General features: G+C 35.9%; 15 protein-coding genes. 13 read left to right on the forward strand and 2 right to left on the reverse strand.

Annotated elements, in window-relative coordinates; translation table 11 throughout:
• Positions 1-136 precede the first annotated feature (136 nt).
• Positions 137-2,695, reverse strand: coding sequence for a TonB-dependent receptor (locus ABYT26_RS16185; protein ID WP_372755792.1), 2,559 nt, complete (start codon positions 2,693-2,695; stop codon positions 137-139).
• 754 nt (positions 2,696-3,449) lie between these two features.
• Between ABYT26_RS16185 and typA the strand changes: the two genes are divergently transcribed.
• The gene (gene typA, locus ABYT26_RS16190; protein ID WP_372755794.1) at positions 3,450-5,246 is read left to right on the forward strand and encodes a translational GTPase TypA; all 1,797 of its coding nucleotides are present in this window, start codon (positions 3,450-3,452) and stop codon (positions 5,244-5,246) included.
• Between the two features lie 87 nt (positions 5,247-5,333).
• Here typA and ABYT26_RS16195 read toward each other — a convergent pair whose 3' ends face one another.
• Entirely contained in the window at positions 5,334-5,558 is a 225-nt protein-coding gene (locus ABYT26_RS16195; protein ID WP_372755796.1) for a ferredoxin, read from the reverse strand.
• 189 nt (positions 5,559-5,747) lie between these two features.
• Between ABYT26_RS16195 and ABYT26_RS16200 the strand changes: the two genes are divergently transcribed.
• The 12 genes from ABYT26_RS16200 (at position 5,748) to frr (ending at position 14,845) form a co-directional block, all read left to right on the forward strand.
• On the forward strand, positions 5,748-6,179 hold the full coding sequence (locus ABYT26_RS16200) for a hypothetical protein (RefSeq protein ID WP_372755798.1): 432 nt from the start codon (positions 5,748-5,750) through the stop codon (positions 6,177-6,179).
• A 12-nt stretch (positions 6,180-6,191) separates the two neighbouring features.
• The gene (locus tag ABYT26_RS16205) at positions 6,192-6,515 is read left to right on the forward strand and encodes a PadR family transcriptional regulator (protein ID WP_372755800.1); all 324 of its coding nucleotides are present in this window, start codon (positions 6,192-6,194) and stop codon (positions 6,513-6,515) included.
• Positions 6,516-6,536: 21 nt separating this feature from the next.
• The gene (locus ABYT26_RS16210) at positions 6,537-8,120 is read left to right on the forward strand and encodes a PspC domain-containing protein (protein WP_372755802.1); all 1,584 of its coding nucleotides are present in this window, start codon (positions 6,537-6,539) and stop codon (positions 8,118-8,120) included.
• Positions 8,121-8,161: 41 nt separating this feature from the next.
• Positions 8,162-8,665, forward strand: a complete 504-nt coding sequence (locus tag ABYT26_RS16215) for a DUF4252 domain-containing protein (protein ID WP_372755804.1) — start codon at positions 8,162-8,164, stop codon at positions 8,663-8,665.
• A gap of 29 nt (positions 8,666-8,694) precedes the next feature.
• Complete coding sequence (locus tag ABYT26_RS16220; protein WP_372755806.1) at positions 8,695-8,892, forward strand: PspC domain-containing protein; 198 nt, start codon at positions 8,695-8,697, stop codon at positions 8,890-8,892.
• Between the two features lie 134 nt (positions 8,893-9,026).
• Positions 9,027-10,169, forward strand: coding sequence for a hypothetical protein (locus ABYT26_RS16225; protein ID WP_372755808.1), 1,143 nt, complete (start codon positions 9,027-9,029; stop codon positions 10,167-10,169).
• 501 nt (positions 10,170-10,670) lie between these two features.
• Positions 10,671-11,126: a 50S ribosomal protein L13 gene (gene rplM, locus ABYT26_RS16230; RefSeq protein WP_372755810.1), complete on the forward strand. Its 456-nt coding sequence runs from the start codon at positions 10,671-10,673 to the stop codon at positions 11,124-11,126.
• Between the two features lie 6 nt (positions 11,127-11,132).
• Positions 11,133-11,519: a 30S ribosomal protein S9 gene (gene rpsI, locus ABYT26_RS16235; RefSeq protein WP_372755812.1), complete on the forward strand. Its 387-nt coding sequence runs from the start codon at positions 11,133-11,135 to the stop codon at positions 11,517-11,519.
• Between the two features lie 101 nt (positions 11,520-11,620).
• A complete protein-coding gene (gene rpsB / locus ABYT26_RS16240; RefSeq protein WP_372755814.1) occupies positions 11,621-12,490 on the forward strand; it encodes a 30S ribosomal protein S2 in 870 nt (289 codons plus the stop codon).
• A gap of 26 nt (positions 12,491-12,516) precedes the next feature.
• Positions 12,517-13,341 carry a translation elongation factor Ts gene (gene tsf / locus ABYT26_RS16245; RefSeq protein WP_372755816.1) on the forward strand — a complete coding sequence of 275 codons (825 nt, stop codon included), beginning with the start codon at positions 12,517-12,519 and terminating at the stop codon, positions 13,339-13,341.
• Positions 13,342-13,440: 99 nt separating this feature from the next.
• Positions 13,441-14,151 carry a UMP kinase gene (gene pyrH, locus ABYT26_RS16250; RefSeq protein WP_372755818.1) on the forward strand — a complete coding sequence of 237 codons (711 nt, stop codon included), beginning with the start codon at positions 13,441-13,443 and terminating at the stop codon, positions 14,149-14,151.
• Between the two features lie 130 nt (positions 14,152-14,281).
• Positions 14,282-14,845 carry a ribosome recycling factor gene (frr, locus tag ABYT26_RS16255; RefSeq protein WP_372755820.1) on the forward strand — a complete coding sequence of 188 codons (564 nt, stop codon included), beginning with the start codon at positions 14,282-14,284 and terminating at the stop codon, positions 14,843-14,845.
• Positions 14,846-14,992 lie beyond the last annotated feature (147 nt).

Below are 14,992 nucleotides of genomic sequence, written 5' to 3' on the forward strand. Positions count from 1 at the left end.
TCACTTACACCCGCTTCTTCTAATTCATCATACGTATCTTCCATCGTATCACAGCCAGCAAAAATAAATGCCAAAAGCGATAACATATATATAATTTTTTTCATCGTATCTTATTTTTTGGTTTTAAAATGACTGATTAAAATTTAACTTTTAAACCTGTTGACCAAGTAGTTCCAAAACCGTAGAAAACCATTGCTGATTCAGCATTGTGATTGTCTCCATCATCCGATTTTGAAATGTATTCTGCATCAAACAAGTTTTGAACATTACCATTAATCGAAGCATCTAAATTACCAATTTTAAATTTGTAGCTAAAGTTGAAATCAACAAGACCTACATCAGGCAATTCCCATGCATCCACTCCAGAATCAGCTTCTGTTGTTCTATTCGTAGGATCAAAATCAGCATAATGGTTTCCGTAGTAAGTGTAATCAGCACCAATTCTTAGGTCTTCTAAAACCTCATAACTTACCGATAAAGAACCTGTCATTTGAGCAGAATTACCTACATGAACATCTTTAACATAGGCATTAAACTCACCAAGAGCATTCTGTTCATCATCATAAAGAGTAAACGCTACATCATCTTGATAAACCCAATCTCCATAAGAGAAACTACCATGAAAGGAAAGCTTATTAGCTGGCCGGTAATTTGCTTCAATCTCAACACCTTGGTGCAATTGATTCAAACCAGCAATATTTGCAGTCTCATCTCCAATACTAGTTACAATAGCACGATCTTTCCAATTGGTACGATAAATATTTACTTTTGCATCGAAATTGGTAGCAGTATAGCCATAACCCAATTCGAAGGTGATGATTTTCTCATATTTTACACCTTCATTCACTTCATTGGTGTAATTCAAGAAAATATTTGAGAAGTAAGGAGCTCTTTTAACATATCCACCATTCACAAATACATTGTGAACCGAATTAATTTTGTAGTTAAATCCTCCTTTTACATTCCAAGGATAAAAATTCTGCCAGTCAGAAGTCTGATCTGAATCTGAATCTAGATAGTTGAAGTAATCAACACGTTGGTATGCTTTTCTTGAGAAAGCTGCTGATATAAATGCACTGTAATCATCGGTTACATATTCCGATTGACCGAATAATCCTGTGTACATTACTTTTCCATCATCGTAATAAGAATACTTGTCGCCTTTATATAACTTAGTACTCGCATCTCTATTCATATCGTAAGAATCTAAATAGAAAGCTCCCCCTAATAAATCGTCAACTTCTCTGTAATGTTCTCCTTTGTAGTAACGACCATCGAAACCAGCAGTTAACACTAAGTTATCGTAATTTTTAGTTAAAGTTGATAGTAAACCATACCAAGCATGGTTATTTACTGAGTTACCCACAATCGCTTGAGATCCATCTACTGTATAAGTAGCATTCAATTCTGAAACTGCATCGAAATCCAATAGTCCATCACCAGTACGAAGAGTTGCATCGTAATCTTCACCAGTACTACTATTAACACTTAATAGTTTGCTCTGATCTCCACTAATTCTACGACCACCACCTGTACCAATTGAGGCATAAGCAGATGTTGTTAAAGAAGTAGCATCATCAATATTCCAGTAATGATTCAATTGAGCTTGAGGTTTGTGGTAGTAATTGTATCCATATCCACCACCATAAACTTCACCATCGCGAATACCATAATCAGAATTGTATTTGAATTCATCTTTATTGGTTCTGTATTGCTCCATGGTATGTTTGTTACCACGTTGATTGTGCCATTGAGGAGCACCAGTAATCATGAAAGCAACAGTATGCTCTTCGTTGATTTTTTTAGAAATATTCGCAAAATAACTCCAAGCATCGAAATCAGTTCCTTTCACATAACCATCACCATAAGTATGAGAACCCAAAAGAGAAACAGCCCATCCATTATCCATCAAACCAGTAGATACAGTGAAAAGTTGTTTTTGGTAACCCGAATTGGCAACACTTGTTTTTACAACACCACCTTTTTTAGCATCAGCACCTTTAAGCAGAATGTTAATGGTTCCTCCTACTGAAGAAAGTCCAAGTTTAGAAGCTCCAAGTCCTCTTTGAACCTGCATAGTACGAGTTACATCTGACAAACCAGCCCAGTTCGACCAGTATACTTTACCACTCTCCATGTCGTTAACAGGAATACCATTAATCAACACACCTACATTGTTCGAATCAAATCCACGAACATAAACAGTTGCATCACCAAATCCTCCACCTTCTTTCGAAGTATAGATAGATGGTGTAGATTTCAAAATTTCAGGAAACTCCTGAGTTCCTAATTTATCCTGAATAATCTCAGGACTAATAGTTGAAACCGCTACTGGAGTTTCGCGATCAGTTACGATAGAAGCCATCACACTTACTTCTTTCAAACCAACAGCATCAGCATCTAACTTAATAGTTCCTAGGTTTTGAGTACCATTTAAGCTAATTTCTTGATTTAAAAAACCAACGAAACTCACAATAATTTTAGAAGTCCCCTTAGGCAATTCTAGGCTAAACGAACCATCAAAACCAGAAACCGTTCCAACCGAGGTTCCGGCTGCAACAATAGACGCACCAGGTAAACTTTCATTGGTAGCGCCATCTACGACAACACCTGTAACGGTGTTTTGAGCAATAGCTGCAATGGACAACATCATCACTGCTGCCATTGTCAAAATACTTCTCATAGCATTTTTCATAAAACAATTTGTTAGGTTAGTAATTGTGTGGTAAAATCACCACAAAATCATCTCACATTCATTGAGAAAAAAAAAGATTCACAAAAGTGGTTGCTTTTTAACTTTTTAGCAAAAAAAAAATGAACTAATTTCGACAGTTCCGTTATTTTTTACCGTTTTTCGATAAAAACTACTTTATCTGGTAAACTAGACCCTATTTTTATTATCCTTTTTTTGTAAAAAGCCATTTGATAAAAACAAGTTTATTAAATTATATAGAGAACGAAAGATACTATTTTTCGTATAGAACACATAATCAAATATCACCTAAATACTTAGTTTTAAACTTGTTTCATTTTTTTATTTAAAATAACAGATAGCAAATAGCTCAATTATCCCTCTACACTTGCGATACCCACCGATGAAATCGTAAATTAATCTTATTCTAAATTGAACTATCACCATTATTATTTTCGCTACAAAGAAAGTATATCATCAAGTAGCCAATGTTAATTTAACATCAATAAAAGGCAAAGAATTAAAACCAAGCATTAAAATAAAATTAAATTGATCAGAACAGAACAAATCACAAAAATAAAACGTACTTTTGCAGCCGCATTTTGAACAACGCAATCGATTCTGTCACAACAATTTCGTTCTTGATTAGAATAAAAACGATGTTCAATTCTAGCAATAAAATTAAAAGAAAGAGAATGCAACATCCTATTTCATTAGCTTACAGAGGATATTACTTCTCAAATTAATAAAATACAAGATGAGGAAATTGAGAAACATTGCCATTATTGCTCACGTTGACCACGGCAAGACTACTTTGGTTGATAAAATGATAATGCATAGTAACATTTTTAGAAAAAATGAGAACCCGGGTGATTTAATCCTTGACAACAACGACCTGGAAAGAGAGAGAGGAATCACCATCTTGTCGAAGAACGTATCTCTCGAATACAAAGGAGTGAAAATCAATATTATTGACACTCCAGGTCACTCCGACTTTGGAGGTGAAGTTGAGCGTGTTTTGAACATGGCCGATGGTGTATTACTACTCGTTGATGCTTTTGAAGGAACAATGCCTCAAACTCGTTTTGTACTCCAAAAAGCTTTATCATTAGGCCTTAAACCGGTTGTAGTTGTAAATAAAGTTGACAAACCAAACTGTAGACCAGAAGAAGTTCAGGAGCAAGTTTTCGAATTGATGTTTAATTTGGAAGCCACCGAAGAACAATTAGACTTCCCAACAGTTTATGGTTCTGCCAAACAAGGCTGGATGTCGAAAGACTGGCAAAAGCCAACAGAAGATATTACTGCTGTTCTAGATGCTGTTATTGACTACATTCCAGAGCCAAAAACCATCGAAGGAACTCCTCAGATGTTGATTACATCACTTGACTTTTCAGCTTATGTTGGTCGTATTGCTGTTGGACGTGTTCATAGAGGAGAACTTCGCGAAGGAATGGATGTTACTTTGGTGAAGCCTGATGGCAGCATCAAAAAACAAAGAATTAAAGAACTACACATATTCACAGGTCTTGGAAAAGAAAAAGTTCAATCAGTAGCCTCAGGTGAAATATGTGCTTTAGTAGGTATTGAAGGATTTGATATCGGAGATTCTATCTGTAGTGTTGAAAACCCAGAGCCATTAAAACCAATTGCTATTGACGAGCCTACAATGAGTATGCTATTCACCATCAACAACTCTCCTTTTTATGGAAAAGATGGTAAATTCGTTACTTCTCGTCACTTAATTGATCGACTTAACAAAGAATTAGAGAAGAACTTAGCACTTCGCGTTGAACAAACTGAATCTGCTGATTCCTTTATTGTATATGGCCGTGGTGTTCTTCACTTGTCTGTACTTATCGAAACAATGCGTCGCGAAGGTTACGAACTTCAGGTTGGACAGCCACAGGTAATCATCAAAGAAATTGATGGTAAAAAATGTGAGCCTGTTGAATTTTTATTCATCGATCTTCCCGAAGATGTTTCTGGAAAAGCCATTGAGATTGTCACTCAACGCAAAGGTGAAATGCTAACCATGGAACGCAAGGCTGATCGTATTCACCTTGAATTCCATATTCCTTCAAGAGGTATTATCGGATTAAGAAATCAATTGCTTACTGCAACTGCAGGTGAAGCTGTCATTTCTCACCGATTTTTAGAGTACCAAGCTCACAAAGGACCAATTCCTGGACGTGTTAATGGTTCTTTAATTGCCATGGAAACTGGATTAACATTTGCTTATGCACTAAATAAATTACAAGACAGAGGAACCTTCTTTGTTGGTCCAACTGTTGAAATTTACGAAGGTCAGGTAATTGGAGAAAACAATCGCGCAGGTGATTTGGTTATTAACGTAACAAAAACCAAAAAACTTACCAATATGCGTACTTCTGGCACCGATGATAAAGTGAGATTATCACCTCCAATCATTCACTCTCTAGAAGAAGCATTGGAATACATTCAAGGCGATGAGTATGTAGAACTTACACCAAATTCTATTCGACTAAGAAAAATATTCTTGAAAGAAACCGATCGCAAACGATCAGCGAAATAATTTTAGATCTAGCACAGATTTAAAATCAACTCATCTATTAAAAGAGCGATTTCCAAGTAAGGAATTCGCTCTTTTTTTCTTTTAAGCTCACTTGTTTATACGAATGCATTTTCCCGGACAGATATCAGCAGCCCGCTGATTCTTTTGAATTTCATCGGCGAACAATTCTAATTCAAAAAAATTCGCACGCTTAGCAGACCCCAACAAATCGCAACGACCGTCATCCTGATTCATAGACCAAAACCCGGGAGCAAGTTCAACACAATACGCACAACCAATACACTTTTCTCTATAATGAATCACTTTTGCCATTTTCCTCTCTCTATTTTCAAAAACCAAATGTAAGATTTTTTAACTAATTTTTTTATCGCTGATTTATAGCACTTTACGCTTGTGTTGATATTTTTTACAGTACTATGTTTTGCATACTACCTTTTTTTATACGTATATTTGTATAACAAACAAGCATCACTCTTACAAATAGTCTAAATAAGAAATGCCATGAACAAAAGAAATCATTCAATCGGAAAGCTAAGTCTGATTCTAATGCTTCTATTTTCTTGGACAATAACATCCAACGCTCAGTACATCAGCAAAAACACCAAACAACCGGAAATAATTGCACCCTTTGTAAAAATACTATCAGACTACCTAAGTAAAGAGCAATCAGAATTTTCAAATCCAACAATGAGACTTACGAAAGAGAATACATACTTAAATACAAACCTTTTCTTTTTCGAAGAAAATATTCAGATATGCAAAGACATTCTGACTGAAACAACAAAAGACAAAAGCACAAACATTGATTTTTCCACAAAAGAAGACCAAACATCAAATGATTCTGTTCTTTTCCAAAAACAACCAGTTCTGAGAGAAAAACAAGAATATAAGAGCATCTGGAATCATCCAGGAAACAGTAATACAGGAATTTAATTTACGCCAAATATGAAAATAGCAAATACCAAAGCCCAAATGCGTAAAGGAGTGTTGGAATACTGCATTCTCTCCATTTTATCGAGAAACGATGCCTATGCCTCAGACATTATCAAGGAGCTTAAAGAAGCAAAAATGATTGTTGTGGAAGGCACTTTATATCCGCTCCTCACTCGCTTAAAAAACGATGGACTCCTTAGCTACCGATGGGAAGAATCGACTCAGGGACCCCCTCGCAAATACTACACCATTGTAGAAACCGGTAGCGAATTTTTAAAAGAATTGGATCAATCCTGGCAAGACCTAGTTGATGCCGTTAACACCATTAAAAAATAAGCCCTATAAACCAACATACCCATGAAGAAAACATTAACAATCAATATAAGTGGAAGCATTTTCCACATCGACGAGGACGCTTTTGATCATCTTCAATCGTACCTGAGAACGATTAACTCTCATTATGGCTCGAGCGAAGAGGGGCGCGAAATTATTGCCGACATTGAAGCTCGAATTGCGGAAATTTTTCAGGAGAAATTAAGCACTAAAGATCAAGTAGTAACCATTGAGATGGTTGAAGCCACCATTACAATAATGGGAAAACCTGAAGAAATTTTCGATATCGACGAAAGTAGCGAAGAAAACACAGAGGAAGAAAGCAATACCCACAATAGCTCCTCGCAAAAGAAAAGAAGACTATTCCGCGATCCTGACCACAGAGTTCTTGGCGGGGTAGCAAGTGGCTTAGCAGCTTACTTTGGTATCGATGTAATAATAATTCGTCTCCTTTTTGCCCTATTTTTCTTTCTTGGCTACGGATTTTCACTTCTACTTTACGTGATATTGTGGATTGCCGTACCCAAAGCCATCACCACAACTCAAAAGCTGGAGATGAAAGGAAAAAAAGTGAACGTTTCCAATATCGAGGAATCGATAAAAGATGAATATAAGGAAGTGAAGAAAAGCTTCGAGAAAATAAGAGACAAAAATGGCCCTCATGTTCGCGATGGTTTTGATCGCATTGTAGATTTTGCCGGAATCGTTTTGCGATTGGTTCTGAAAGTAATGATTATTCTATTAGGAATTGCATTCGTATTTGCAGGATTCGTATCTCTTATCAGCTTTATTGGCTCGATGATTTTCGCCAACAGTTTTTTTGGACCTTTCTCCGATTTCCATTTTCCCGGATCTGCTTTTCCACATCTTTTTTTGGACGGAAGCAGCATTACACTTTTCACCATTGGCATTCTTGTGGTGATAGGAATTCCTCTTTTGCTCCTGATATTTGCTGGCCTTAAACTCCTATTTAATTTTAAAACCAACAATAAAATCATAGGATTATCAGCACTTACTTTCTGGTTACTAGGAATTATTTTACTGATTAGCCTGAGCTTTTCTCAAGTGAAAAACTACATGCAAAGTAGTACTCGCTACAGCGAAAACATAGCCCTTCAAGCAAACAAAAGCGATACACTTTACTTAAAAACCATCAATAATATTGATTTTGATAGAGATGCTGAAAATATCGACATTGATCGCATTAAAATCGTAATAAAAGACGACAAAAAAATTGTAATTGGAAAACCTACACTTGACATAGAACAGAGTAGTTCAGATAAAATTGAGATTAAAATTAAAAAGAAAGCTCGCGGGAAATCAAATGAGATTGCTAGTGAAAATGCCGAAAATATAGACTACAAATGGGTACAAACCGATTCACTTCTGGTTTTCGACCAATTCTTTACACTCCCTGCTCATTCCAAATGGAAAAACCAAAACTTACACATCACTATTAAACTACCGGAAGGAAAAGTCATTTATCTCGATCCATCAATGCGAAAAATCATTCATGACATCGACAACGTAACAAATACATGGGATTACGATATGCTTGATAAAATGTGGATAATGAAAGAAGAAGGCTTAAGTCTTCTAGAGAAATAAGTAGTAGCACTTAATAGATTATAAATATCAATAAAATAATCATGAAAAAGATACTCATCACCCTAGCAGTTATTGCCCTGCCAATATTCCTTATGGCCCAAACAAAAGGAGAAAAAATTCATGCAAAATATTCAAATCTAGAAGGATTTAGCAGCTTTAACTTTGCGGGCAGCTTCCTGAAAAATCTCGATTTTGATGTTGACGAAGATGAACTAGAGAAAAACATCACCGGAGATTGCGAAAGCATTCAATTTTTGAGCTACAAACATGAAACAGGCAAGGAAACTAAATTTAAAAAAATTGTGATCTCGGAACTATCAAAGGGCAACTTGTATTCCGAAGTATTGGAAGGAAAAGACTCTGATAATACAGATGAAGTCCGTTTCTTCGCTAAAGGCAAAGGTGATCAATTCAAGGAGTTTCACATTCTCCACTACAACGAAAACAGAACATCATTGGTATCCTTTTATGGCGATTTTAAAACTAAAGAACTAAGCTCTTTATCGCATTTCACTTTCGATAAGGATGAAAATGAGGATCAATAAATAAATTCACAATTAAAAAATACAACATTATGAGACGCTTATTTCGATCAAAAGAGAAAAAAATAGCAGGAGTTTGCGGAGGCATTTCTACATACATAAATCCCGAGCTAGACCCTGTGATAATTCGAGCAGTGTGGCTCATACTCACACTATTTAACCCATTAATGCTTATTGCCTATTTTATATTGGCATTGGTTTTACCCGATTCAGCACAGCAAACAAATTGAACAAATAGCGAGTTAAATCAACAATGAATATTATTTTTCAAAACTTCCTTTAAAAATATACTTCTAAATAATTAGCTTTTATTTGTAAGAAACTTTTGCAGATAATTGTAATTTTACTGCCCTAAAAAATAAATATGAGCCAAGCCCCAATTCGCAATTTCATCCTCTTTTTACTGATCCTAACAAGTCAATTCTCTTCATTTGCCCAAGAATCGAATTCCATCTTTAGGCATTATAAGGAATTTGAAAAAGCCGATAGCAATAAACTGTTCCTACGATTTGAAAATTTCAATTTTGTGAAGAACAACGAATACTCAGGAGAATTTACTAACGGTGCAACATGGATTGGCTATTTAGCAACTCCTAAACTGGTGTATTATCCATCCTCTAAAATTAGAATAGAAGCAGGCATACACCTTCAAAAATATTCGGGACGAGAATCTTTTACCAATACTGAAGCAGCATACTCGATCAACTTCCAAGCTTCCCAAAAAAGTAATTTAATTCTAGGAAATTTAAAGCAGGATAGAAATCACATGCTTTCGGAGCCCATGTTCGAACCTGAAAGATTCTTTACCGATCAGGCTGAAAGTGGAATTCAGTGGTTGTACAAAGCCAAACGACTCCAATTCGACACATGGATCAATTGGGAACAATTCATTTTAGAAGAAGATCCTTTTCAGGAAAGATTTACATTTGGAATTTCGAGCAAATACCAACTAAACAATCCATCTTCGCAAAACAACTTATCCATTCCCGTTCAAATTATTTTTACTCACCGAGGAGGTGAAATCGATACTTCGGATGATAGTGTACAAACTATCGGTAACTTTTCTTCTGGATTTAACTTTACTCGGAAAGTTGAAAATTCGAAAATTACCTCCTGGAGTTTCCAGACTTTAGTTTACTATTTTAGCGACAATTCATCGGAAAAAGATTACATATTCGACAAAGGACATGCTTTTTACCCACAAATAAGTGCTAGTACAAAACATTCCAATTTCACATTAGGATATTGGAATGCCTACCACTTTGCCTCCTCGAAGGGCTCTGAATTGTTCCAATGCGTTTCCTATAGCACACCTGGAAACTATGAAGACCGCCGAGAGATGACTACCTTAAAATACCAATACGAACGCAAAATCAACAAAGGCATTCACTTAGGTGGAAAATTAGACTTTTACTACGATTTGAAAAATTCTGCTGAAAGTTACGCTACCGCAATCTATCTTCGGATAAATGGTGATTTTTTCCTCAAAAAAATAAAATGGAACTAGATACCACCTCTTTATTTAGGCTGTCACGATTTGTGTTTCATCAAAAAGTAAGTTGCACCCAGTATATTCCACATGAAGAATTTTTGCAGTACTCATTTCATCTAAATTAATCACTCAAAAAAAGAGTGTCGAAGCTTAGTTCCTGCGTATCAAATCATCCAATTGTATTTCTTTCTAAAAAAATAGAGAAAAGTAAGTCCTAAAATAAATTTATTTCCTACTTTTGCAGTGAAATTGTAACGATGGGCTTACACATAAGGATTCCCACCCCAACAACTTGATTCTACTACCCTTAGCAAGTAAAGGATTCATTTTTGGGAAATAGATCAATTTGATTTACTGACAGACTTAACTACTCCACATTACCCCGATTATCCACATCAGGTTAAGTTCTTCATCAATAAATCATTAAAAAAATTGGTGTATTTATAGGATTCTTGTACTTTTGCAAGCCAAATCGGAATAATTGTATTAAAGTATTAATTATTAAAAGTTTTTAACGTGGATACATTAAGTTACAAAACAGTTTCTGCAAACAAAGCAACTGCCACTAAAGAGTGGGTTGTTATTGATGCAGCAGATCAGGTGTTAGGTAGACTTAGCTCTAAAGTAGCAAAGCTAATTAGAGGTAAATATAAGCCAAACTACACTCCTCATGTTGATTGTGGAGACAACGTGATTATTATCAATGCAGAGAAAATACGCATGACCGGTAATAAATTAACCGACAGAAAGTATTTTTCTTTTACTGGACATCCAGGTGGACAAAGAATTCACACCCCAGCTGATCTTTTGGCAAAACATCCTGAAAGATTGATTGAGAAGGCCGTTAAAGGTATGCTTCCAAAGAATCGTTTGGGAAGAACTCTTTATACTAACCTACATGTATACGTAGGATCTGAGCACAAACACGAAGCTCAACAGCCAAAAAAATTAGATTTAAACACAATTAAATAAGTAGGTATGGAAGTGATTAATGCTATTGGACGTAGAAAAGCAGCTGTTGCTCGTGTATACGTTAGCGAAGGTAAGGGTCAGATTACCATCAACAAAAAAGAGCTTAAAGAGTACTTTACTACCGGAACTCTACAGTACATCGTAAAGCAACCTTTAAACCTTTTAGAGGTAGCTGAAAAATACGACATCAAAGTAAATCTTGATGGTGGTGGAGTAACTGGTCAAGCTGAAGCTCTTCGTTTGGCAATCTCCAGAGCACTTGTAAAAATTGATGCTGAATCAAAATCTGCACTAAGAGTAGCAGGTTTCATGACTCGCGATCCTCGTGAGGTTGAACGTAAAAAACCAGGTCAACCTAAAGCACGTAAGAAATTTCAATTTAGCAAGCGTTAATATTTTTGTGGCAAGTTTAGTATCTAAATTGGTAAGACTCCGATTTTCGGACTACTTAGCAATTGCCATAAAATGAATGTAAACGATTAAAAAAAACAAAAATGTCAAATACTACATTTGAAGAATTATTAGAATCAGGTTGCCACTTTGGTCACTTGACTAGAAAATGGAATCCAAAAATGGCTCCTTATATTTTCATGGAGCGCAATGGAATTCACATTATAGACTTGCACAAAACAGCTGTTAAAGTTGATGTTGCTGCTGCCGCAATGAAACAAATTGCAAAATCAGGAAGAAAAATTCTTTTTGTTGCTACTAAAAAGCAAGCAAAATCGATCGTTTCTGAGAAAGTAGCTGCAGTAAACATGCCATATGTAACTGAGCGTTGGCCAGGTGGAATGTTAACTAACTTCCCTACTATTAGAAAAGCAGTTAAGAAAATGTCTACCATCGATAAAATGGAAGCTGACGGAACTCTTAACCACTTATCTAAAAGAGAAAAACTACAAGTATCTCGTCAAAGAGCTAAGTTGGAAAAAAACTTAGGTAGTATTGCTGATCTGACCAGATTACCGGCAGCTCTATTTGTAGTTGATGTAATGAAAGAATATATCGCTGTAAAAGAAGCAAACCGTTTAGGTATTCCTGTATTCGCAATTGTTGATACCAATTCAAGTCCTGATGGAATTGATTTTGTTGTACCAGCAAATGACGATGCATCTAGCTCTGTTGCTATACTTCTTGATATTGTAACTGCTGCTGTTAAAGAAGGTTTGGCTGAAAGAAAAGTTGAGAAAGAAACCGAAGCATCAGAGAAAAAAGCTGCTAAGGCTAAAAAGGCTAAAAAAGAAGAAGCTCCTGCTAAAAAAGCAAAAGCTGCTCCAGTTGTAGAAGCTGCCCCTGAAGCTCCAGTTGCAGAATCAACTCCTGAAGCTCCAGCTACAGAGGAAAAAAAGAGTGATAAGGAATAATTAACGAATAAAAAATTAGATATATCATGTCTATTAAAGCAGCAGATGTAGCCAAATTGCGTAAAGCAACTGGCGCAGGAATGATGGATTGTAAAAATGCTCTTACTGAAGCAGAAGGAGATTTCGACGCAGCAGTAAGCATCATTCGTAAAAAAGGAATGGCGATTGCTAACAAACGTGCCGACAGAAATGCAACTGAAGGTGTAGTTATAGCAAAAGTTTCTGAAGACAAGAAAAAAGGTGCAATGATTACTTTAAACTGTGAAACTGACTTCGTTGCGAAGAATGACGGTTTTGTAGAATTTGCAACCAAAATTCTTGACATTGCTTTGGAAAATATGCCTACCGATTTAGAAGCTTTGAAAAACTTAGAGCTTGATGGTAGAAAAATTGAAGAACACGTTACAGAACAAACTGGTGTTATCGGAGAAAAAATCGATTTGAGTTTCTACGGTAAAATGGAAACAGAATTTGCTGTTGCCTACATCCACGCTGGAAACAAACTATCTACCTTAATTGGTTTTAACCTACCTGTTGAAGAACAAATGGCTAAAGATGTTGCTATGCAAGCTGCAGCTATGGCTCCAATGGGAATCGATAAAGACAGTGTTGACGCTGATGTGGTTGCAAAAGAACTTGAAATCGCAAAAGAAAAAGCTCGTATCGAAGGTAAACCTGAAGCTATGCTTGATAAGATCGCTCAAGGTCGTTTGGCTAAATTCTTTAAGGAATCAACATTATTGAATCAGGACTTTGTTAAAAATAACAAACAAACGATTAAACAATATCTTGCTGAGGCCGATAAAAATTTAACTGTGACTCATATGATGCGTATCACATTAAATGCTTAATACAATTGTTATTACATATAAAAAGAGTTCCTTTTCGGAACTCTTTTTTTTTATCTTATCGTAGAATTTTCTCAACTTTAGACATAAAAATTGGAACGAATGCTTACATACAAACGTGTTTTATTAAAATTAAGTGGCGAATCTTTAATGGGCGAACAGCAACATGGCATTGATTCACAACGCCTAAGCGACTATGCTGAACAAATTAAAGAAATTGCTGAACTTGGTGTTGAAGTTGGAATTGTAATTGGTGGCGGTAATATATTTCGCGGATTAAGCGGTGCAGCAAAAGGTTTCGACCGAGTAAAAGGAGATTCCATGGGAATGCTTGCAACCGTAATTAATAGCCTAGCCCTAAATTCTGCGCTGGAAGCAATCCAATGCAAATCGCGTGTATTAACAGCCATTCGCATGGAACCAATTGGCGAATTTTACTCCAAACAAAAAGCAGTTGACTACCTATCGGCAGGTTATGTGACCATATTTTCGGCCGGAACAGGAAACCCTTACTTTACAACAGACACTGGATCATCGCTAAGAGGAATTGAAATAGAAGCCGATGTAATGCTTAAAGGAACTCGCGTAGATGGAATTTATACCGCCGATCCTGAAAAAGATAGCAGTGCCACAAAATATGAAAGCATCACTTTCGACGAAATTTATCACAAAGATTTAAGAGTGATGGATTTAACTGCAACAACAATGTGCAAAGAAAACAATTTACCAATTATTGTTTTTGATATGGATACCATTGGAAATTTAAAACTAGTAATTGAAGGAAAAAAAATAGGAACTTTGGTTCATAACTAGGTCTTGCCATAGTCTTATGACAATTACTCGTTTGTTTTAATAAAAAAAAGTATTTTTATTTGCTTACAGATTTTTGTTATTTTTGTAAGAACATACATTGATCCATAAAAAATATTAAAATCTTTCTCCGATGACTGAAGAAGTTCAAATGTATCTTGAGGATACGAAGGAAAAGATGGAAGCTGCTGTTGACCATCTTGAAAAAGCATTACTGAAAATTCGCGCTGGAAAAGCTAATCCAAGCATGCTGAATGGCGTAATGGTAGATTACTATGGCAACATGACTCCACTAGCTCAAGTTGCGAACCTTAGTGTTCCCGATCCAAGAACCATTGCTATTCAACCTTGGGAAAAGCCAATGATTGCTCAAATTGAAAAAGCAATTATGAATTCGAATTTGGGTTTTAATCCCGATAACAATGGCGAAGTAATTCGAATTAACATTCCGGCCTTAACCGAAGAACGAAGAGGTGATTTGGTAAAACAAGCCAAAGCAGAATGCGAACATGCTAAAGTAAGTATCCGAAATGCCCGAAGAGATACCAATGTCGAATTGAAAAAATTGATTAAGGAAGGCTTATCGGAAGATGCTGAAAAAGATGCTGAAGCTGAAGTTCAAAAATATACCGACGTATTCGGTAAGAAAGTAGACGACCTGCTAACAGAAAAAGAGAAAGACATTATGACCATATAAGAATTAAAAAGCTGCCTACAAAGGCAGCTTTTTTTATGCCACTAATTTTTTCCGAAAGAAAATCTGATTCGGGCAACGAAAGCTCGTGGTCGCAAAGAAAATTCGCTATATACCGAGCTTAAATCGGAATTAAATCCAGAGTATACA

It is taken from the genome of Labilibaculum sp. (assembly GCF_041595635.1).
Taxonomy (GTDB): Bacteria; Bacteroidota; Bacteroidia; order Bacteroidales; family Marinifilaceae; genus Labilibaculum.

Coding starts and splice junctions, on each gene's coding strand:
- ABYT26_RS16185 (WP_372755792.1), bottom strand. CDS start 2,695: ATGAAAAATGCTATGAGAAGTATTTTGACAATGGCAGCAGTGATGATG.
- typA (WP_372755794.1), top strand. CDS start 3,450: ATGAGGAAATTGAGAAACATTGCCATTATTGCTCACGTTGACCACGGC.
- ABYT26_RS16195 (WP_372755796.1), bottom strand. CDS start 5,558: ATGGCAAAAGTGATTCATTATAGAGAAAAGTGTATTGGTTGTGCGTAT.
- ABYT26_RS16200 (WP_372755798.1), top strand. CDS start 5,748: ATGAACAAAAGAAATCATTCAATCGGAAAGCTAAGTCTGATTCTAATG.
- ABYT26_RS16205 (WP_372755800.1), top strand. CDS start 6,192: ATGAAAATAGCAAATACCAAAGCCCAAATGCGTAAAGGAGTGTTGGAA.
- ABYT26_RS16210 (WP_372755802.1), top strand. CDS start 6,537: ATGAAGAAAACATTAACAATCAATATAAGTGGAAGCATTTTCCACATC.
- ABYT26_RS16215 (WP_372755804.1), top strand. CDS start 8,162: ATGAAAAAGATACTCATCACCCTAGCAGTTATTGCCCTGCCAATATTC.
- ABYT26_RS16220 (WP_372755806.1), top strand. CDS start 8,695: ATGAGACGCTTATTTCGATCAAAAGAGAAAAAAATAGCAGGAGTTTGC.
- ABYT26_RS16225 (WP_372755808.1), top strand. CDS start 9,027: ATGAGCCAAGCCCCAATTCGCAATTTCATCCTCTTTTTACTGATCCTA.
- rpsI (WP_372755812.1), top strand. CDS start 11,133: ATGGAAGTGATTAATGCTATTGGACGTAGAAAAGCAGCTGTTGCTCGT.
- rpsB (WP_372755814.1), top strand. CDS start 11,621: ATGTCAAATACTACATTTGAAGAATTATTAGAATCAGGTTGCCACTTT.
- tsf (WP_372755816.1), top strand. CDS start 12,517: ATGTCTATTAAAGCAGCAGATGTAGCCAAATTGCGTAAAGCAACTGGC.
- pyrH (WP_372755818.1), top strand. CDS start 13,441: ATGCTTACATACAAACGTGTTTTATTAAAATTAAGTGGCGAATCTTTA.
- frr (WP_372755820.1), top strand. CDS start 14,282: ATGACTGAAGAAGTTCAAATGTATCTTGAGGATACGAAGGAAAAGATG.